This window comes from Pseudomonas sp. F01002, from assembly GCF_004402115.1.
In the GTDB taxonomy this organism is placed as follows: Bacteria; Pseudomonadota; Gammaproteobacteria; order Pseudomonadales; family Pseudomonadaceae; genus Aquipseudomonas; species Aquipseudomonas frigoris.
Genome location: NZ_SOPU01000011.1, coordinates 116,925 through 136,225 on the forward strand (window position 1 = coordinate 116,925; position 19,301 = coordinate 136,225).

Annotated in this window: 17 protein-coding genes; 4 read left to right on the forward strand and 13 right to left on the reverse strand. The window is 58.9% G+C overall.

The window, feature by feature from the left end:
• Positions 1-294: 294 nt before the first annotated feature.
• Entirely contained in the window at positions 295-1,356 is a 1,062-nt protein-coding gene (gene dinB / locus E3W21_RS06075) for a DNA polymerase IV (RefSeq protein ID WP_134418785.1), read from the forward strand.
• 107 nt (positions 1,357-1,463) lie between these two features.
• On the opposite strand, the gene E3W21_RS06080 is transcribed toward dinB, so the two are convergent.
• From E3W21_RS06080 to E3W21_RS06095, 4 genes are all read right to left on the reverse strand, one after another.
• Entirely contained in the window at positions 1,464-2,417 is a 954-nt protein-coding gene (locus E3W21_RS06080; protein WP_134418786.1) for a hypothetical protein, read from the reverse strand.
• Positions 2,418-2,434: 17 nt separating this feature from the next.
• Entirely contained in the window at positions 2,435-4,150 is a 1,716-nt protein-coding gene (locus tag E3W21_RS06085) for a proline--tRNA ligase (protein WP_134418787.1), read from the reverse strand.
• A 144-nt stretch (positions 4,151-4,294) separates the two neighbouring features.
• Complete coding sequence (locus tag E3W21_RS06090) at positions 4,295-5,860, reverse strand: AmpG family muropeptide MFS transporter (RefSeq protein ID WP_134418788.1); 1,566 nt, start codon at positions 5,858-5,860, stop codon at positions 4,295-4,297.
• A 44-nt stretch (positions 5,861-5,904) separates the two neighbouring features.
• Positions 5,905-6,258, reverse strand: coding sequence for an MGMT family protein (locus E3W21_RS06095; RefSeq protein ID WP_008153938.1), 354 nt, complete (start codon positions 6,256-6,258; stop codon positions 5,905-5,907).
• A gap of 163 nt (positions 6,259-6,421) precedes the next feature.
• On the opposite strand from E3W21_RS06095, the gene E3W21_RS06100 reads away from it, so the two are divergent.
• On the forward strand, positions 6,422-7,429 hold the full coding sequence (locus E3W21_RS06100; RefSeq protein WP_134418789.1) for a DUF481 domain-containing protein: 1,008 nt from the start codon (positions 6,422-6,424) through the stop codon (positions 7,427-7,429).
• 109 nt (positions 7,430-7,538) lie between these two features.
• Here E3W21_RS06100 and E3W21_RS06105 read toward each other — a convergent pair whose 3' ends face one another.
• A complete protein-coding gene (locus tag E3W21_RS06105; protein ID WP_002554837.1) occupies positions 7,539-7,748 on the reverse strand; it encodes a cold-shock protein in 210 nt (69 codons plus the stop codon).
• A 354-nt stretch (positions 7,749-8,102) separates the two neighbouring features.
• Between E3W21_RS06105 and dcd the strand changes: the two genes are divergently transcribed.
• Together dcd and E3W21_RS06115 are read left to right on the forward strand one after the other, a co-directional pair.
• The gene (gene dcd / locus E3W21_RS06110; RefSeq protein ID WP_074874089.1) at positions 8,103-8,669 is read left to right on the forward strand and encodes a dCTP deaminase; all 567 of its coding nucleotides are present in this window, start codon (positions 8,103-8,105) and stop codon (positions 8,667-8,669) included.
• A 106-nt stretch (positions 8,670-8,775) separates the two neighbouring features.
• Entirely contained in the window at positions 8,776-8,985 is a 210-nt protein-coding gene (locus tag E3W21_RS06115) for a hypothetical protein (RefSeq protein ID WP_134418892.1), read from the forward strand.
• A gap of 154 nt (positions 8,986-9,139) precedes the next feature.
• Here E3W21_RS06115 and E3W21_RS06120 read toward each other — a convergent pair whose 3' ends face one another.
• The 8 genes from E3W21_RS06120 to E3W21_RS06155 all read right to left on the reverse strand — a co-directional run bounded on the left by E3W21_RS06120 (position 9,140) and on the right by E3W21_RS06155 (position 19,043).
• Positions 9,140-9,904: an ABC transporter ATP-binding protein gene (locus tag E3W21_RS06120; RefSeq protein ID WP_129441729.1), complete on the reverse strand. Its 765-nt coding sequence runs from the start codon at positions 9,902-9,904 to the stop codon at positions 9,140-9,142.
• 13 nt (positions 9,905-9,917) lie between these two features.
• On the reverse strand, positions 9,918-11,036 hold the full coding sequence (locus E3W21_RS06125; protein ID WP_134418790.1) for a succinylglutamate desuccinylase/aspartoacylase family protein: 1,119 nt from the start codon (positions 11,034-11,036) through the stop codon (positions 9,918-9,920).
• 24 nt (positions 11,037-11,060) lie between these two features.
• Positions 11,061-11,771, reverse strand: a complete 711-nt coding sequence (locus tag E3W21_RS06130; RefSeq protein ID WP_129441733.1) for an ABC transporter permease — start codon at positions 11,769-11,771, stop codon at positions 11,061-11,063.
• Positions 11,768-12,496 (reverse strand): ABC transporter permease, encoded by a 729-nt coding sequence (locus E3W21_RS06135; protein WP_129441735.1) that lies wholly within the window; start codon positions 12,494-12,496, stop codon positions 11,768-11,770. Before E3W21_RS06135 ends, E3W21_RS06130 begins: the two co-directional genes overlap by 4 nt.
• Positions 12,497-12,552: 56 nt before the next feature.
• A complete protein-coding gene (locus E3W21_RS06140; protein ID WP_134418791.1) occupies positions 12,553-13,335 on the reverse strand; it encodes a transporter substrate-binding domain-containing protein in 783 nt (260 codons plus the stop codon).
• Positions 13,336-13,675: 340 nt separating this feature from the next.
• Positions 13,676-15,364 carry an ATP-dependent DNA ligase gene (locus E3W21_RS06145; protein ID WP_134418792.1) on the reverse strand — a complete coding sequence of 563 codons (1,689 nt, stop codon included), beginning with the start codon at positions 15,362-15,364 and terminating at the stop codon, positions 13,676-13,678.
• On the reverse strand, positions 15,361-16,395 hold the full coding sequence (locus tag E3W21_RS06150) for a ligase-associated DNA damage response exonuclease (protein WP_129441740.1): 1,035 nt from the start codon (positions 16,393-16,395) through the stop codon (positions 15,361-15,363). Before E3W21_RS06150 ends, E3W21_RS06145 begins: the two co-directional genes overlap by 4 nt.
• Positions 16,396-16,592: 197 nt before the next feature.
• Complete coding sequence (locus E3W21_RS06155) at positions 16,593-19,043, reverse strand: penicillin acylase family protein (protein WP_134418793.1); 2,451 nt, start codon at positions 19,041-19,043, stop codon at positions 16,593-16,595.
• Between the last annotated feature and the right edge of the window lie 258 nt (positions 19,044-19,301).

Below are 19,301 nucleotides of genomic sequence, written 5' to 3' on the forward strand. Positions count from 1 at the left end.
TTCGGTATTCTACAGAGGATCGTCGGGCTGTCAACCTTCAATCCAGAGAAAACCTCTTCCCGTTCAATCGCTTAGCTTGAAAATAGGGCTGGATGATTGGCTGTAAGGTCGGTGTGGCAAGGCTTTCAGCTCTATCGGGTGAACCTTTTCGATTGAAAAAATAAATTCATCTGGCACTTTTCCTACGGGTGGAAAAGAACATTCAGAGTACTGGTGCTATATACAGGTGTCAGTGAGATACTGCCGATCTGACTCGCCAATACGCCATTTCTTCACCATGAACACTGCTTTTATATGACGCAGCGAAAAATCATCCACGTCGATTGTGACTGCTTCTACGCCGCCATCGAGATGCGTGACGACCCGCGCCTGGCCGGGAAACCCCTGGCAGTGGGTGGTTCGGCGGATCGGCGTGGAGTGATCGCTACCTGCAATTATGAAGCGCGGGCTTATGGGGTGCGCTCGGCCATGTCTTCCGGACATGCCTTGAAGCTGTGCCCGGACCTGACCATCGTCAAGCCGCGCATGGAGGCCTATAGAGAAGCCTCCAAGGAAATTCACACGATCTTTCGCGATTACACCGACTTGATCGAGCCGCTTTCGCTGGATGAGGCCTACCTCGACGTGTCCGACAGCGCGCATTTCGGTGGTAGCGCCACGCGGATCGCCCAAGACATTCGCCGTCGCGTCTCTAATCAGCTGCACATCACCGTTTCGGCGGGCGTTGCGCCAAACAAGTTTCTGGCCAAGATCGCCAGCGACTGGAAGAAGCCCAACGGCTTGTTCGTCATTACGCCGGATCAGGTCGAGGATTTTGTCAGTGGTTTGCCGGTGAGCAAGTTGCACGGTGTTGGCAAAGTGACCGCAGACAAATTAGGCAGGCTCGGCATCGTCGATTGTTCGCATCTGCGCGAATGGGACAAGTTGACGCTTGTGCGCGAATTCGGCAGCTTCGGCGAGCGACTCTGGAGCCTGGCCCGTGGGATCGATGACCGGTTGGTGCACAACGACAGTCGTCGGCAGTCAATCAGTGTCGAAAACACCTACGACGTCGACCTGCCGGATCTGGTGAGCTGCCTCGATAAATTACCCGAGTTACTGGAGACCCTCGCCGGCCGCATGGCGCGAATCGACAGCAGCTATCGACCGGGCAAGCCGTTCGTCAAAGTGAAATTCCATGACTTCACCCAGACCACTCTGGAGCAGGCCGGAGCAGGGCGGGATTTGGGGAGCTATCAGTTGTTGCTGACTCAGGCGTTCAATCGCGGCGGGAAACCGGTGCGGTTGTTGGGTATTGGGGTAAGGCTGGAGGATTTGCGGGGCGGGTTTGAGCAGATGGAGTTGTTTGAGCGTTGATAGTCAAAAGCAAAAGATCGTCCGAACGCGGCCCGAGCCTTCGGCAGCTCCTACTTTGGAATGCGTCCTCTGTAGGAGCTGCCGAAGGCTGCGATCTTTTAAGGGCCTTAATTCGGTCCCGGATCCGCGACCAGTCGCCCGGCATCCTTGGTCAATGACTTGAGGAATTCGGTCTGCAACTCAGGATCGTTGCGCGTCAGTTCGATCAGGCTTTGTTCCAGCTCGGTGGCTTCTTCTTCCAGCCCCAGTTCCGACAAGCGTTTGACCCGGTGTACCCACTGGCTCACTTCGTCGTCTTCGAGGTCGTCGTAAATCAGCCCGTGAGCTTCGACCAGCTTGCCGCGCAAGGAGCTACTGACCGCCAGGGACGAGTTGGTGTGCACGTCGTCCTGAGCATCCTGGACACTGATCAGTAGCCGGCTCAAATGATTGATGTCGTGTTCGGCGAACGGGCTGTCCAGCAGGTTCACGCGCAATACACCGTTTTTGTCGGTGCTTAGCTCGAACGTTTCCTTGCCGGCCTTGACCTCAACCGGGCGCTCGCTCCATGGCAGGCTCGAGTACTCGGTGCGTTTGTCGAGCTGGACCTCGTCGATTCCCGCCAGATTCTGCTGCGCGCGACCATGAGACTGCGTGTTCATGAACGGGTTGAGCCCGGCGAAACCGTAGCTCAACCAATCCTTGGTCACGCTGTCCGGCAGGTTGCCGAGGGCGAACACGTTGACCACGTTCGCACCGACACCGGCCACCACGGCCACCGCGCCCAGCGGAATCTCGTAAACCTCCCGCCAGGGTTGGTAAGGCGTATAGCGATCGTAGTGACGCGTGACTTCGAATTCGGTGACTTCGAACGTCTTCTGCTCGTGGATCTTCACCCGACGTTGCGGCAGCTCAAGCACCTTTGGCTCGCCGACATCAATCTGCAGGCTGTGATCGAGCAATTTGCGCTCGACACGTTCCTCGTGCTCGCTGCGTTGTGACATGTGGTTGGCACAGCCGCTGACCAGCAGGGTGCCGCACAGGGCGGCACCACCGAGGCCTAAGGTGTTTCGCTTGAACATGACTTCTCTATCTGGTGTCAGCGGCGGATACGGGACTGAAGGAAGGACAGCACGTCTGCGACCGGCAGCGCTTGCGCTTCGGGCTCGATGCGGCTCTTGTATTCCAGATTGCCTTCGGCGAGGCCGCGGTCACTGACCACGATCCGGTGAGGAATGCCAATCAGCTCCATGTCCGCGAACTTGATGCCCGGGCTGGTTTTCTTGTCGCGGTCGTCCAGCAGTACTTCGAAGCCGGCGGCAGTCAATTCTGCATACAGCTTGTCGGTGGCTTCGCGAACCTGTTCGGTTTCGTAGCGCAGCGGTACCAGAGCGATCTGGAACGGGGCCAGCGTGTCACTCCAGATGATCCCGTTGGCGTCGTTGTTCTGCTCGATGGCCGCAGCCACCACGCGGGAAACGCCGATGCCGTAGCAACCCATTTCCAGGGTGACTGGCTTGCCATTCTCGCCTAGCACTTCGCACTTCATCGCTTTGCTGTACTTGTTGCCCAGCTGGAAGATGTGCCCGACTTCGATGCCGCGCTTGATTTCCAGGGTGCCCTTGCCATCCGGGCTCGGGTCGCCGGCGACCACGTTGCGCAGGTCGGCAACGGTCGGAACCGGCAGGTCACGCTCCCAGTTCACGCCGAAGTAGTGTTTGTCGTCGATGTTGGCGCCGATGCCGAAGTCGCTCATCAGCTCGACGGAACGGTCGATGATGATTGGCAGCGGCAGGTTCAACGGACCCAGGGAGCCGGCACCGGCGCCAATGGCGTCGCGCAGTTCGGCGTCGGTGGCCATGACTAGCGGGCTGGCCACGCCAGGTTGCTGGGCAGCCTTGATTTCATTGAGTTCGTGGTCGCCACGAATGACCAGGGCGATCAGCTTGCCTTCTTCCTCGGCGCGCACGATCAGGGTCTTGATGGTCTTTTCAATCGGCAGATTGAATTTTTCCACCAGCGCGGCAATCGTCTTGGTCTCTGGGGTGTCGACCAGGCGCAGCTCTTCAGCCGGCGCTGGACGGGACGTTTCCCGGGGCACCGCTTCGGCTTTCTCGATGTTCGCTGCGTAGTCGGAAACGTTGCTGAAGGCGATGTCGTCTTCGCCGGATTCGGCCAGCACGTGGAATTCGTGGGAGCCGGCGCCGCCGATCGAGCCGTTATCAGCTTCAACCGGGCGGAATTTCAGGCCCAGACGAGTGAAGATATTGCAGTACGCCAGGTGCATGCGGTCATAGGTGATCTGCAGCGAGGGTTGGTCGGCGTGGAAGGAGTACGAGTCCTTCATGATGAATTCGCGACCGCGCATCAAACCGAAGCGTGGACGGATTTCGTCACGGAATTTGGTCTGGATCTGGTACAGGTTGATCGGCAGCTGTTTGTAGCTGCTCAACTCGTTGCGCATCAGGTCAGTGATGACTTCTTCGTGAGTCGGGCCGGCGCAGAAATCGCGACCGTGGCGATCCTTGAAGCGCAACAATTCAGGGCCGTATTCTTCCCAGCGACCGGATTCCTGCCACAGCTCAGCCGGTTGGGTGCTCGGCATCAACACTTCGAGAGAGCCTGCGGCGTTCATTTCTTCACGAACGACGGCTTCGACCTTGCGCATCACTCGCAAGCCCATCGGCAGCCAGGTGTACAGGCCCGAGGCGAGTTTGCGGATCATGCCGGCGCGCAGCATCAGCTGATGGCTGATCACGACCGCGTCGGAAGGCGTTTCTTTCTGTGTGGCGAGCAAAAATTGACTGGTGCGCATGGTTGGCCGTTGTCGGTTGCTGATGACGAGAAATGACGGAGCATTGTACGGGCGAGATCTGCTGGCGTACAGGCGTGCGGTCGGCGGGGTGTGGCGGGAGGGCGGGAATCCCCGCGCCCTCGGCGCTGCTTCCTGCTAAAGAACCTACGATTCTTCCGCGACCTGGGTCGGAACCGGTTCTGGTGTCGGCGTTGGCGTCGGACCTTCGCGGCGGCTCTCCTGGAACCAGTGCAATGCGATCAACAGCAGCGTCGGAACGCCCAGCAGGGCGGTGATCAGGAAGAAGTTGTGATAGCCGAATTTCTCCACCATGACCCCCGAGTAGCCGCCAATCAGGCGTGGCAGCAAGAGCATGATCGAGCTGAGCAGGGCGTACTGGGTCGCGGAGAACTTCAAGTTGGTCAGGCTCGACAGGTAGGCGACAAACGCCGAGGTCGCCAGGCCCGAGCTGAAGTTATCCAGGGAAATGGTGAGGATCAGCATGTTCAAGTTGGCGCCCATGTCGGCGAGCATCAGGAACAGCAGGTTGGTGCCCGCTGATGCAATGCCGCCGATGAGCAGAATCGGCAAGATGCCGAAGCGCACGATCAGCAAGCCGCCCATGCCGGCACCGACCAGGATCATGATCAGGCCAAAGATCTTGCTGACGCTGGCAATCTGATCCTTGGTGAAGCCCTGGTCGATATAGAACACGTTAGCCATCACGCCCATGACCGTATCGGACATCCGATAGGTGGCGATCAGCCCAAGCAGCAGGAACGCTTGCCAGCGGTAACGCAGAATGAAGTCGTTGATCGGCGTCAGCACCGGCGCCAGGCCGCGGCGGCCAATGGCCGACAGGCACAGGGCGGTGAGCGTGGTGTAGAGGATCGCCCGCAGGAACGCGCGGTCTTCGAGCAGCAGGTCGAGCACGCTCACGCCTTGGAAAAGCACGCTGGCGAAATCGGTGTTGTACAGCTGGGTGAACATGGCCGGCACGGAAACCAGCAACACAATCAGCACAAACACTGAGGCCAGTTGATGCACAAAGCTGTAGCGCCCGGCCTGAAGCTGCGTGCGTAGCGGCACCGGCGGTTCGCGCATGAAAAAGGAGGTCAGCAGCGCCGGAACCATCAAGGCGCCGAACAGGATGTAGGTGCCGGCCCATGCCGAATGCTTATAGTTGAAACCGGTGGAACCGAAGCCTTCAGCGAAGAACAGGGCACCGGCGGTGGCGAGCAGCGCGGCGATCCGATAACCGGACATGTAACTGGCGGCGAGCGCGGCCTGACGGCTGTCTTCAGCGATTTCCAGGCGATAGGCGTCGACCGCGATGTCTTGCGTCGCCGAAGCGAAGGCGACAACCACAGCAATGGCGATCAGCCAGGACAAATGCTTTTGCGGGTCGCAGAAACCCATCCCTATCAGGCCGAGGATGACCAGTGCCTGGGAAAGCACCAGCCAGGAACGTCGTCGACCGAGCTTGCCGAGAAATGGCAGGCGCCATTGGTCGAGCAGCGGTGACCAGACCCATTTAAAGGCGTAGGCCAGGCCGATCAGGCTTGCATAGCCAATGGTTTCGCGAGCCACACCGGCTTCGCGCAGCCAGACCGAAAGTGTCGAAAACACCAGCATGTAGGGCAGGCCGGCGGCGAAACCAAGCAGCAACAGTACAAGGGTCGATGGGCTGGCATAGGCGGCGAGCGCGGCGCGCCAGGTTTTACGGGGCATGGGCTGGAGTCTGCCTCAAGAAATACGGAAACAAAGCGCGCACTCTAACCGCTGTGCTCTACCGGGCGCCAGCCATGGCGCTGAATATCAACACGATTGTTCAGGATACTGATGCCCTCCATGCGCAAACGCGCGCGTTGTTCATCCCCTGACGGGCTGCCCGCAGGCAGGCTGATACGCCCGCCGGCGCCGAGCACGCGGTGCCAGGGTAATTTGCTGTCGCCCGGCAGTTGGCTCAATGTCCGTCCGACGAAGCGGGCGGCACGACCCAGTCCCGCCAGCTCGGCGAGCTGACCGTAACTCACGACTTTGCCCTCCGGGACTTGCGCCAGTGTCAGGTACAGCGCCGTGCGTCGGATTTGCGCCGGACTATCGGTTTCAGTGGTTGAGTCGGTCACGTCGGCAGTTCCTGAAAAAGTTCGCCTTACCGTCTGTAGAGTAAATCCTGGATCACCCATTGAGAAATGAACTCAATAGAAATAGTCGGGTCAGTCCTTGCTAGGGTTTTATTCGTATGGATAATGCCGACTTTTTTTCGCAAACTTGAGCCTGTATTTGCTTATGTTGTCCAGAACCCTGCTGTGCCTGGCTGTCGTCAGTGCCTCCACGCCCTTGCTCGCCGATACCGTCTGGTTGAAGAACGGTGACAAGCTGAGCGGCAAGATCACCGTTTTCGATGGCGGCAAGCTGTTGATCCAGACCGAATACGCCGGTGCCGTCCCGATTGACTGGAAACAGGTCAAAACCCTGGAAAGCGATCAGGAGTTGCTGGTCAAGCAGGATGCCTACACCGGCGAAAAGGCCAAGGCGCTGCATGCGGCAGAAGACGGCAAGGTCACCCTGGCCAACGGCGAGACCCCCAAGACTGTGGAGCTGGCGAGCATTCAGCAGATTCTAAAGCCCAAGCCTGTCGTCGAGGATTTGGTGTGGAAGGGTAATGTCGATGCAGCGCTGGATTATCAGCGGGCCGAGAAGGACACCGACGATTACGATATCGACTTCAAGACCACTGCGCGTCATGGCAGATGGCGGCACACTGCAGAAGGCGAGTACAACCGCGAATTTCAGGATGGCGTGGTCACTACCGACAACTGGCGGGGTGAATACTCGCTCGACCGCTTCCTGACCGAAAAATGGTTCTGGCAAGGGCGCGCGGTCTATAAGCGCGACAAGGTCGAAGAGCTGGCCCGCCAGCGCACAGTCGGTACCGGCCCCGGTTACCAATTTTGGGACGACGAGCTGGGCGCATTTTCCCTGGGGTCGCTGGTCAACCGCACGGACTATGAGTTCGCAGACGGCGGCAAGGAAAACTTCTATTCCGTGGCGATGAAGTGGGACTACAACCGCTACCTGATTGGTAAGAAGGTGGAGTTTTTCACGAACGGCGAAGTGGGCAAGCCGTTGTCGGGCGTGGCGGATTACGCCCTCGATGCCGAAATGGGCTTGCGCTACAAAGTGACCGAATGGGCGTCGCTTAACCTGAAGGCTGAGCGCGACATCATCAGCGGCACCGACGATGCTGATTTGGACAAGACCCGTTACACCGCAGGGTTTGGCGTGGCCTGGTAGGACGCAAAAAATCGCAGCCATGGGCTGCGATTTTTTTTGCCTGCAAAACAGGCAGGCACAAAAAAGCCCCGCTTTTGAGGGCGGGGCTTTTTACTAAAGCAAGTACAAGTTAGATAACTTGAACTTCTTCAGCTTGCATGCCTTTCTGACCGCGGGTAGCGATGAAAGAAACCTGTTGGCCTTCTTTCAGGCTTTTGAAGCCGTCGGATTGGATTGCTTTGAAGTGAACGAACAGGTCGTCACCGGATTGTGGAGTGATGAAGCCGAAGCCTTTTTCATCGTTGAACCACTTAACGGTACCAGTTTGGCGATTAGACATGGTGTAACTCCTTGAACAAAGATAACTGCGACGCAGGAAGAACCCTGGCCGAGACTGAGTGCAAAGAGCAGGAAAAATTCTTGTAGATGGTTGGATCGAAATTCAACATATCGTGTAGAGATTCTCAGTGACACAAGCAGCACAGTGGCGCCACCTTAACCCTTTTTCCGGAACGTGCCAATGCTTCCTGCGAAGGTTTCTCTGTTTTCATGACTGACGGTCCGCCGGTTTACCCGCAAGGGCCGGAAATTACGGGGGATCGGCAAGATTTGTGCCCCGGACTTTGAACCCGAAGCGCGCGCCCGGTAAGATGCCGGACAGATTTTTTCCGCCTCGCTATTCAGGACACCCGCCATGAGCATCAAATCGGACAAGTGGATTCGCCGCATGGCGCAAGAGCACGGCATGATCGAGCCCTTCGTAGAGCGCCAGATGCGCGGCGAAGGCGCCGACCGAGTGATTTCCTACGGCGTGTCGAGCTATGGCTACGACGTGCGCTGCGCCGATGAATTCAAAGTGTTCACCAACATCAATTCGGCGACCGTTGATCCGAAGAACTTCGACGAGAAGAGCTTCGTCGACGTCAAGAGCGATGTCTGCATCATCCCGCCGAACTCCTTTGCCTTGGCACGCACCGTGGAATTCTTCCGTATTCCGCGCAATGTGCTGACGATCTGCCTGGGTAAAAGCACCTACGCGCGTTGCGGCATTATCGTCAACGTGACGCCGCTCGAGCCCGAGTGGGAAGGCCACGTGACCCTGGAATTCTCCAACACCACCACGCTGCCGGCAAAAATCTACGCCAACGAAGGTGTGGCTCAGATGCTGTTCTTCGAATCCGACGAAGAGTGCGAAGTGTCCTACAAGGACCGTGGCGGCAAGTATCAGGGTCAGCGCGGAGTCACCCTGCCACGCACCTGATCCGTTCGTCTGGCAAGTCGTGGGAATTCTTCAGCGGGTGGACACTCTATTGGGTGTACTGCCCGGTTCGCGCAACGCGGACGGGGCCATCGCTCAGGAGTGCCCTATGAAGATCGATCCGCGAATAAGTGCCGAACTGGCAAGGCTTGAGCCCAATCAGGTTGGCGTTTTGGCCTGGTCCTTGTTGGCACATCCACCTATCAGCACGGCAGGGGGCATCCCCGGTCAGCCTGATCCCGATACCCCCAACGAACAACCCAACGAGCCCGGTGAGCCTACGCTGCCGGATGAGCCGCCTCCCGCGCCCGTTGCCTAAGGTCTGACTACATCAGCCCTGCAACCTGGAGCTGGCGAAGGCTGCGATCTTTTGTGGATTGCGAGATTTTATAGCCGAAAAGCAAGATCAAAAGATCGCAGGCTTCGCCAGCTCCTACAGTGATCTGTAGCGGCGGGCGAAACCTGTGATTTTTTTACTTCAGGTTGCCGCTCAGGAACTGCTTCAACCGCTCACTTTTCGGATTGCCCAGCACATCGTCCGGCGCACCTTCTTCCTCGACCAGCCCTTGGTGCAGGAACAACACCTGGCTCGATACTTTGCGGGCGAAGCTCATTTCGTGGGTCACCATGATCATGGTCCGGCCTTCTTCGGCCAGGCCCTGGATCACCCTGAGCACCTCACCCACCAGTTCGGGATCGAGTGCCGAGGTCGGTTCGTCGAACAGCATGACTTCTGGTTCCATGGCCAACGCCCGAGCAATGGCGACCCGTTGCTGCTGACCGCCGGACAAAAACGCAGGGTACTGATCCGCCACCCGCGCCGCCAGCCCGACCTTGTCGAGATAACGCCGCGCGCGGTCTTCGGCTTCCTCTTTGCTGCAACCCAACACCCGACGTGGGGCCATGGTGATGTTTTCCAGCACCGTCATGTGGCTCCACAGGTTGAAGTGCTGGAACACCATGGCCAGGCGGGTGCGGATCCGTTGCAGTTCGTCGTCATCGGCCACGTGCATGCCGTGGCGATCCTTGATCATGCGGATGTTCTGGCCGTCCAGACTCATGGCGCCGTCGTTGGGCTGTTCGAGAAAGTTGATGCAACGCAGGAAGGTACTTTTGCCCGAGCCGCTGGCGCCGATCAGGCTGATGACGTCGCCGGTGTTGGCCTTGAGCGAAACGCCTTTGAGTACTTCATGTTCGCCATAGCTTTTATGCAGGCCTTCAATGGTCAGTTTGTACATGGGACATGCATCCTCAAGGCGAAAGTAGGTAGCCGCTGCGATAGGCTTCGGTGCCCGCAATGTGGGCGATCACCATGCCGGCAGTGGCCATGCGCCGTAGCGAACGGGCGTACATCAACCCGGCGACGGTGCAATGAACGGGGGTGACGCGGTCAAAGATCGGGTCGATGATTTCAGCGATCAGTTGCCCGGCTTCGAGGTATTCCCCTGGCAGCGCGGTGAACACCAGCAGCCCGCCGACCGGTGTTGCCACCGGTTCAACACCGGCCAGCGGCGTAGCCGGGTAGGGCAGCTCGGGCAGCGACGCGGGTTCGCCGGCAATGGCGCCGAAGTGAATCAGGTAATTGATCAGCGCCTGGCAATCAAGGCTGGCCAGCGGGTGATTGACGTCACCCTGACCGCGCAATTCGACGGTGACCGAAAAACTGCCCAGCGGAATATCAAAGTGTTCGCCGAAGCGTTCCTTCAACTGCCACCAGAGCAGGGTGAAGCATTCATCGAACGACTGACCGCCGGAATCGGTGGCCAGCAGGCTGGCTTCGGCACCGATGTACCGCGCCAGCGGCTCGACCTGCGGCCACGCCTCGGGCGTGGTGTAAAGGTGGGCGACCGCTTCGAAATCGCAATGCAGGTCCAGCACCATGTCGGCATCGCAGGCCAGCCGTTGCAGAACCAGGCGCTGGGATTGCAGTTGCGTGCTGGCAGTCTGTTGGGCGAGGGCATTGCGCAGGCTGCTGCGAATCAGTTCGAGGTTGTGCTGCGGATCGTCGCCGAGCAGGCCTTCGATCTCGTTGCCGACGGCTTCGCTCAGATCGACGAACCAGCGGTTGAAGTTTTGTCCGCTTTCGAGGTCGTAACGGCCCAGCGGCACATCCATCAGCACTTGTTCGAGGCCGACCGGGTTGGCGATTGGCACTAGCACGATTTCGCTGCGCAAACGGCCGGCGGCTTCGAGTTCCGCCAGACGTTGCTTGAGGTGCCAGGCAACCAGCATGCCGGGCATTTCATCGGCGTGCAGGGACGACTGGATGTAAATCTTGCCTTTGGCCGATGATGGGCCGAAGTGAAAGCTGTGAATCTGTCGCGCGGCCCCCGGCAGCGGGGCCAACAGGTCATGAATCTGGTGGCGCATGTGTCTTTATCCCTAAAGCGGGTCCTAGTGGGTCGGCCCGAGGAAGGCCAGCCATCGGCGTTCGGCGAGGCGGAACAGGCCGACCAGCGCAAAGGTAACGGTCAGGTAGATCAGCGCAGCGATGCCGAACGACTGGAAAGTCAGAAAGGTCGCCGAGTTGGCGTCTCGCGCGACTTTCAAGATGTCCGGGATGGTCGCGGTGAAGGCCACGGTGGTTGAGTGCAGCATCAAAATCACTTCGTTGCTGTAATAAGGCAACGAACGACGCAGGGCCGAAGGCATGATCACGTAGGCATAAAGCTTCCAGCCTGTCAGACCGTAAGCCTTGGCCGCTTCGACTTCACCATGCGCCATGCTGCGAATCGCCCCGGCGAAAATCTCCGTGGTGTAGGCGCAGGTGTTCAGGGCGAAGGCCAGGATCGTGCAGTTCATCGCATCGCGAAAGAACGCGTCCAGCACGGGTTGGGCGCGCACGGCGGCCAGGCTGTAGATACCGGTGTAGCAAATCAGCAGCTGGATATACAACGGCGTACCGCGGAACAGGTAGGTGTAGAACTGCACCGGCCAGCGGATGTAGAAGTTCGGCGAAACCCGGGCGATAGAGAGTGGAATCGACACCAGAAAACCGATGAAGATCGACGCACTGAGCAGCCACATGGTCATGGCCAGGCCGGTGATGTTGTAGCCGTCGGTATAAAGGAAAGCTTTCCAGTATTCCTGCAAGAGCTCGATCATCGTACGGCCTCCCGGGAACCGGCGGCGTAGCGGCGTTCGAGCCAGCGCAAGACGAAGTTGGAGGCGCTGGTAATCAGCAGGTAAATCATTGCTGCAAGCACCAGGAAGTAGAACAGCTGATAAGTGCTTTTGCCGGCATCCTGCGCAGCCTTGACCAGGTCGGCCAGGCCAATGATCGAGACCAGTGCGGTGGCTTTGAGCATTACCATCCAGTTGTTACCAATACCCGGCAGGGCAAAACGCATCATTTGCGGGAACACCACGATCCAGAAACGCTGGCCGCGCTTGAGGCCATACGCGGTAGCGGCTTCGACCTGGCCCCGTGGGACCGCGAGAATCGCGCCACGGAAGGTTTCAGTGAAGTACGCGCCATAAATGAAGCCCAGGGTGATGACCCCGGCGCTGAACGGGTTGATCTCGATGTATTCCCATTCCATGAAATCGGTAAACGACGTCAACCAGGTCTGCAGGCTGTAGAAGATCAACAGCATCAGCACCAGGTCCGGCACACCGCGAATCAGCGTGGTGTAGAGCTGGGCCGGAACCCGTACCAGTTTGACTTTTGACAGTTTGGCACTGGCGCCGAGCAAGCCGAGCAAAACGGCCACCAACAGCGACAGCACCGATAATTTGATGGTCATCCAGGTGCCTTCCATCAGCAGCGGACCGAAGCCCTTGAGGCTGAAGGCTGAGAGCCCCAAGTTTTGTAAGAGGTTTTCGAACATAAATCAGCAACCTGATCGAGTAAAAAAAGCGCCCATCGCAAGATGGGCGCCTGGCATTATTTGCCGCTGTACAGATTCAGATCGCCAAAGTGTTTCTTCTGAATGGTGGCGTAGGTGCCATCGTCGTGTAACGCTTTGATACCTTTATCCAAAAGTGCCTTGAGGTCTTTGTTACCTTTCGAGATACCGACAGCTGTTTTGGCTGGCAGCAATTCGCTGTCCACTGGCTTGCTGATTTCGTAATCGGCGCCATTTGGCGACTTCAGGAAGCCCAGTTCGGCTTGCAGCATGTCCTGAATCCCGGCGTCGAGACGACCGGAAGTCAGGTCGGAATACACCTGATCCTGGTTCTGATAGGCCTGGGTTTTCACGCCAGCCTTGTCCAGAACGGCTTTGGCATAGGCTTCCTGAATGGTGCCTTGTTCGTAGCCTACAGTTTTGCCCTTGAGCGAAGCGACGTCTGCCGTTACGCCAGAACCTTTTTTGGACACGTACGCGGTTGGGCCGGAGAACAGCTCGCTGGAGAAGTCGATGACTTTTTCGCGGGCCGGGGTGACGGTCATCGAAGAGATTACACCGTCGAATTTATTGGCCTTCAGGCCCGGAATCATGCCGTCGAAATCGCTTTCGACCCATTTGCACTTGACCTTCAGCTCGGCGCAGATCGCGTTACCCAGATCGATGTCGAACCCTACCAGGCTACCGTCAGCCGCTTTCGACTCGAACGGAGCGTAGGAAGGGTCAACGCCAAAACGCAATTCTTTGTATTCCTTGGCCAGCGCGGAACCGGCTGCCATGCACAACGCCAGTGCAGAAAAGGTCAGCAATGCTTTTTTCATTATTCAATCCCTAAAAACCAATATGAGCGCTTGTGGCGCAGAATTATTGTTACTGGAAAGCGTAAGACCCTATGAAAGTAGCAATTTCCGAACCAGAGTCCCGAACAAGTGTTTTAAAAGGTGATTCAAGAAATGGCAAGGAGGGATTTGTGCACGAAAACGGGCATTGAAAATTGATGCACCAACTTGGTTTGGAATCGCACAAATCCATGTGGGAGCGGCGGTGCGGCGATCCGACTTGCTCGCGAAAGCGGTGTATCAGCCAACATAGATGTTGGATGTGATGGCCTCTTCACGAGCAAGTCGGATCGCCGCACCGCCGCTCCCACAGGGATTCGGTTTAGCTCAACAGGTCCTGAAGCGTCGCCAGGTTGTCCGCTTCTTCGACGGTTTTATCCTGCCGCCAGCGAAGCATCCTCGGAAACCGCACCGCAATCCCGCTCTTGTGTCGTTTGGACAGGGCGATGCCCTCAAATCCCAGTTCAAACACCAGGCTCGGCGTCACGCTGCTCACCGGCCCGAATTTCTCTACGGTAGTCTTGCGCACGATGCTGTCGACCTGGCGCATTTCTTCGTCTGTCAGCCCCGAATACGCCTTGGCGAACGGCACCAGTGCGCGTTCGCTCGCCTCAGGCGGCCTGTCCCACACGGCGAAGGTGTAATCGCTGTAGAGACTGGCGCGGCGACCATGGCCGCGTTGCGCATAAATCAGCACCGCGTCAACGCTGAAGGGGTCGACTTTCCATTTCCACCAGACGCCCATGTCCTTGGTCCGCCCGACGCCATACAACGCATCCCGGGCCTTGAGCATCATGCCTTCGACACCGAGCTTGCGGGAGGCTTGCCGTTGTCGGGCGAGGTCGATCCAGTCTTCGCCAGTGAGCACCGGTGAGGCGAGCAACACCGGGTTGTTACAGCGGCTGACGACGTGCTCCAGTTGAGTGCGACGCTTGGCCTGAGGCTGATTGCGCCAGTCTTCGCCCTGCCATTCCAGCAGGTCGTAGGCGAGGACCACCACCGGCACTTCTTCGAGGATTTTTTTATCCAGGGTTTTACGGCCGATTCGTTGTTGCAGAAGCGCGAAAGGTTTTACTGCGGGTGAAGCCGGGGAATGAGCATTAAAGGCGTCCTCGGTGGTGGGTTGTTCGGTTTTCCAGGCGACGATTTCACCGTCGATCACCGTGCCATCGGGCAAGCAGTGAACCAGACTGTCGAGTTCGGGGAAGCGCTCGGTGACCAACTCTTCACCTCGCGACCAGATCCACAGTCGCCCCTCGCGTTTGACCACCTGGGCGCGGATGCCGTCCCACTTCCATTCCACTTGCCAATCGCTGGCCGGGCCGAGCAGGGCTTCGAATTGTTCAATGGGTTGTGATAGCGCGTGAGCGAGGAAAAACGGGTAGGGCTGACCGCCCCGTTGGGCATGTTCGGCAGACGATTCAGTGGCAATCAGCTTCAAGTAACTGGACGCGCTTGGGCGGTTGGACAGGTCGGTGTAACCCACCAGTCGCTGGGCGACGCGTTTGCTGTCGAGCCCGGCCATGGCCGCCAAGGCGCGGGTGACCAGCAACTTGGAGACCCCGACGCGCAAGCTGCCGGTGATCAGTTTGATGCAGAGCATCAGGCTCTGGCGGTCCAGTTGCGACCACAGGGCAGGCAGTCGCTCGGCAAGGACTTGCGGGGTTTCACCGCGCAGCGGCAGCAGTTTGTCCTCAATCCAAACCGCCAATCCATCGTTGGAGCTTTGAAGCGTTTCGGGCAGCACCAGCGAAATGGTTTCCGCCAGATCGCCGACTGCCTGATAACTCTCTTCGAACAGCCACGGCGAGAGGCCGGAGATCTCCACCGCCAACTCTCGCAGGATGCGCACCGGCACCAGTTGCCGCGGCCGCCCGCCGGACAAAAAGTAAACAGCCCATGCGGCATCTTCCGGCGCGGCCTCGGCGAAGTAGTGTTGCATCGCCGCCAGTTTGGCGTTGCTCGACGTCGTGGCATCGAGTTCGGCATACAGCTCGGCAAACGCCTTCATGGCAGCACCTCGGTGCTCTCGGGTTCGACGGCTGCGTTTTCTTCCTCATCGTCGCCGTACTCGGTGCTGAAACTCATGGCATCGAGACCCTGTTCGCGCAGATGGCGCACCAGTACCCCGACCGAACCGTGGGTCACCATCACGCGCTCAGCACCGGTCTGTTCTATGGCCCAGAGCAGGCCGGGCCAGTCGGCATGGTCAGACAGTACAAAGCCACGATCCACGCCACGTCGCCGCCGTGTGCCACGCAAACGCATCCAGCCGCTGGCGAAACCATCGCTGTAGTCACCGAAGCGACGCATCCAGGTGCTGCCGCCAGCCGAAGGCGGGGCCAGGACCAACGCCTTTCGCATCATGGGGTCGCTCTTTTTTACCTCGCCGGCATAGATCGTTGGCGGTAAATAAATACCACCTTCGCGATAAACCTGATTGAGCGGTTCCACGGCGCCATGCACCAGAATGGGGCCTAGGCTGGCATCGATGCCGTGGAGAATTCGCTGCGCCTTGCCGAACGCATAGCAGAACAACACGCTGGTTTTGTCGGCGGCGGCGTTGGCTTGCCACCACTGATTGATCTCGGCAAACACGTGCGCCTGGGGTTGCCAGCGATAAATCGGCAGGCCGAAGGTCGATTCAGTGATGAAGGTATTGCAGCGCACGGGTTCGAACGGCGCACAGGTGCCGTCGGGCTCGATCTTGTAGTCGCCCGAGGCGACCCAGACTTCGCCGCCGTATTCCAGACGCACCTGAGCCGAGCCAAGGACATGGCCGGCGGGGTGAAAACTCAAGGTGACGCCATGGTGGGTCAGGGGGTGACCGTAAGGCAGGGTTTGCAGGTTGATATCCTGGCCCAATCGCGCACGCAAAATCCCTTCGCCGGGAGCGGCCGCCAGATAATGCTGATTGCCGGTGCGGGCATGGTCGCCGTGAGCGTGGGTGATGACTGAACGCTCGACCGGCCGCCACGGGTCGATATAGAAATCCCCGGCCGGGCAGTACAAACCTTCTGGACGCGCGATAACAAGATCCATGTTGTTACCAAAATCTAGGGACTTGTTAGCTATGAGGTTTGCGCGAAGCCAGAAGTTCTATCGAGTTTTTGGGGCAAGTGACATTCAAGTGTTCAAGCGGGCTTGCTCGCGAAAGCGGTGTGTCAGGCAACGATGATATTGACTGATACGACGCCTTCGCGAGCAAGCCCGCTCCCACATTGGTTCGGTGTTGAGCCTTACTTGCCAGGTATCAGCGTCAACCGCGTCTTCCCATACACCTTGTCAAAGTTCTGCGGCTGCATCGGCAAACTCATGTATTGCCCCTTCAGCCACGGATCAATGCTGTCGAGGTAGTTCGGACTCGCCGGATTACCGGATTGCCCCGTACCGTTCTGCCCCATCAGCGGTTCGGCCTGGCCGAAGTCGACGATAAAGCGCGTGGCCGGCGCCAGCGTGGTGTTGAAGTCCTGACCCCAGGCGAGCGCTGCGGTATTCAGCGTGGTGTGGTCGCCACCGGCCGCGAGCGGACCGCGTACTGTCTGGCCACTGGCGTTTTTCCACTCGTAGCGGTGCAGTTTGCCCCACTGCCAGGCTTTGTGATCGCCGCCCAACTGGCTGTCGCCCGCGCTGATCGTGGCTGCCAGGCTGCGGGCGAGGATCGCCGGTTTATCTTCTTTCTGCGGTGTGCGAGCGTCATCCCAGAACGGACTGTCCTCACGCCCCAGCAGGTGATCGGCCTGGGCCGCGTAGGACAACTTACCGTTGGCGATAAAGGCTTTCCACGTCGGGCTGCTTTCCGGGCCCAGTTCGTCGAGGAAGATTTGCTGGGTGCTTTGCTGCAGGAACAATTCGTAAATCGCTGCATCAGCGGAGGTCGGGCTGAGTTTGCCGTCGAAGGCCATCAAGCGGGTATACGCCTCGCGAGCCTTGCCACGATCCGCCACAGGCAACGCTTCAATAGCCTGCTTGAGCGGTTGCGACATGCCCGGTGCGTCGAACATTTTCTTCAGCTTGGCAGCGAAGGTTGTGGTCTGGTCGTATTGCATGGCGATCAGGCTGCGCGTGTCGTGTTTGCCCACGCTCGCCAGTTCGGCCAGGCGTTCGCCACGCTCCGGCGCCGACCATGAATTGGACAGCTGCATGCCGTAGCCATGGGGAATTACGCGCTGGTTGGCAGTGCCGAGCCAGCCCTGGGCCGGATCCTGGTCATAGGGATGGAGCATCGGGTCGGCGTAACCATCCCAATCGTAACGACCTTCCCAGCCCGGCGACGGCAGCAGGCCTTCACCTTCGCGACGGTTTGGGTAGCGACCGGTGACTTGCCAGCCGATGTTGCTGACGTCGGCAAATACCAGGTTCAGCGCGATGGCGCGGATTTCGCGGCTGGCGTCCGAGGCTTTCTCGACGGTCTGCGCCCGGGACAGGTCGAAAAACGCATCCAGGGTCTTGTCATCGGTGAAGTTCGGCGTCTGCAAGGCCAGGCCGAAACCGTTGGCCAGCGTCGTGCCTTGGGCACTGTTGAGCAGCGGGCCATGGCGGGTTTCGTACACGACTTCGCGAATCGGCCGCTGGCCTTTGACGAAGTAGGTTTCGTTGCGCACGATCGCCGGCTGCCATTTGCCGCCGACTTCGTAGGAAAGACCATTGCCCTGGCGTTTGATTTTTTCCAGGAACAGGTCCTGGTTGTCGCCCATGACGGTGGTCATGCTCCACGCCACTTTGCCGTTGAAACCGCCGAGCACCATCGGCAAACCGGCAATCGTCACACCAGAAGCCTGGTACTTCGGCGCGCGAATCTGCACGTAACTGAACAACGACGGCACGCCCAGTGGGCCATGACTGTCGCTGGCCAGCAGGCTTTTGCCGCTGCGACTGCGTTGCGGGCCGATCGCCCAGTTGTTCGACGAGGTGGCGCCCAGCAAATTCAGATCGGACAGTTGGCTCGTGGCTTTGCTGATCTCGGCCAGGCCCGGGATTTGCCCGTTGAGCTTGATGCCCTGAAGTTTTTCAGCTTCGGCTAGCGGTAGTTTTTCATCGGGAGCGGACGGCGTCAGCCACGGGAGCTTGTCGGTGCTGACGGTCTGGGCCAGCATCAGCGAGGCAATCTCTTCCGGCAGGTTGGCCGACTGGCTGAAGTTCAGCAGGCAGAAAATCAGCGCCGAATCTTCCGGCTTCCAGTATTCAGGCTTGTAGCCGGTGGCCGCGAGGTCCGCCGGAAGCTTGTCGCGATAGCGGAACAGGTAGGCGTTGACGCCGCGGGCATAGACTTCGAAGAAGCGTTTGAGGCGCGGCGAAGACGCCTTGTACAGCTCGCCGGCGCTTTTCTTCAGATTGACGGCGCGCATGTAGCGGTCAGCGTCCAGCAGGTCTGAGCCAGACATCTCCGACAAACGGCCCTGAGCCAACAGGCGCAGGGTGACCATTTGCGTGATCCGGTCGGTGGCGTGGACGTAACCCAGGGTGAACAGCGCGTCGTGGAAGGTGTTGCTTTCGATCAACGGCATGCCCATGGCATTGCGGCGTACCGAAACGTTCTGCGCCAGGCCCTTGAGCGGCTGCACACCGGTGGTCGGCGGGAGGGTGTCCTGGGTGTTCCAGGTCTGACAACCGGTCAGGCTCAAAACACCGGCCACTGCAGCGGCAACGCCGAACCGGGGAAGAAAATGTGTAAGGGCTGGCGAGGCCATGGCAAAGCTCCTGCGGGGGTAGTGGTGCCCGGCCTCGAAAGTCGCTGTTCACTTTTGACGGCGTCTAATGTCGCCAGACGGCGTTGCCGCTCCTCGCCATAGCGGGCTATGACTCGTCGCGGCGCCTTGTCTGACAACATTAGCCACTCGTCAAAAGATGAACGGACTTCCGAGGCCGGGCACATTAAAGGCGCTACGTTAGTGAGCGGGAGGTGGCCGCGCAAGCGGGGTATCAGGTTATTTCAGGATTTGTCTGTG

Excerpts from the sequence above, each read along its gene's own strand:
- E3W21_RS06135 (WP_129441735.1), bottom strand. The coding sequence starts at position 12,496 with ATGTTCGAAAACCTCTTACAAAACTTGGGGCTCTCAGCCTTCAGCCTC.
- E3W21_RS06145 (WP_134418792.1), bottom strand. The coding sequence starts at position 15,364 with ATGAAGGCGTTTGCCGAGCTGTATGCCGAACTCGATGCCACGACGTCG.
- E3W21_RS06090 (WP_134418788.1), bottom strand. The coding sequence starts at position 5,860 with ATGCCCCGTAAAACCTGGCGCGCCGCGCTCGCCGCCTATGCCAGCCCA.
- E3W21_RS06085 (WP_134418787.1), bottom strand. The coding sequence starts at position 4,150 with ATGCGCACCAGTCAATTTTTGCTCGCCACACAGAAAGAAACGCCTTCC.
- E3W21_RS06120 (WP_129441729.1), bottom strand. The coding sequence starts at position 9,904 with ATGTACAAACTGACCATTGAAGGCCTGCATAAAAGCTATGGCGAACAT.
- E3W21_RS06150 (WP_129441740.1), bottom strand. The coding sequence starts at position 16,395 with ATGGATCTTGTTATCGCGCGTCCAGAAGGTTTGTACTGCCCGGCCGGG.
- E3W21_RS06105 (WP_002554837.1), bottom strand. The coding sequence starts at position 7,748 with ATGTCTAATCGCCAAACTGGTACCGTTAAGTGGTTCAACGATGAAAAA.
- E3W21_RS06130 (WP_129441733.1), bottom strand. The coding sequence starts at position 11,771 with ATGATCGAGCTCTTGCAGGAATACTGGAAAGCTTTCCTTTATACCGAC.
- E3W21_RS06080 (WP_134418786.1), bottom strand. The coding sequence starts at position 2,417 with ATGTTCAAGCGAAACACCTTAGGCCTCGGTGGTGCCGCCCTGTGCGGC.
- E3W21_RS06140 (WP_134418791.1), bottom strand. The coding sequence starts at position 13,335 with ATGAAAAAAGCATTGCTGACCTTTTCTGCACTGGCGTTGTGCATGGCA.
- dcd (WP_074874089.1), top strand. The coding sequence starts at position 8,103 with ATGAGCATCAAATCGGACAAGTGGATTCGCCGCATGGCGCAAGAGCAC.
- E3W21_RS06115 (WP_134418892.1), top strand. The coding sequence starts at position 8,776 with ATGAAGATCGATCCGCGAATAAGTGCCGAACTGGCAAGGCTTGAGCCC.
- E3W21_RS06125 (WP_134418790.1), bottom strand. The coding sequence starts at position 11,036 with ATGCGCCACCAGATTCATGACCTGTTGGCCCCGCTGCCGGGGGCCGCG.
- E3W21_RS06155 (WP_134418793.1), bottom strand. The coding sequence starts at position 19,043 with ATGGCCTCGCCAGCCCTTACACATTTTCTTCCCCGGTTCGGCGTTGCC.
- E3W21_RS06100 (WP_134418789.1), top strand. The coding sequence starts at position 6,422 with ATGTTGTCCAGAACCCTGCTGTGCCTGGCTGTCGTCAGTGCCTCCACG.
- dinB (WP_134418785.1), top strand. The coding sequence starts at position 295 with ATGACGCAGCGAAAAATCATCCACGTCGATTGTGACTGCTTCTACGCC.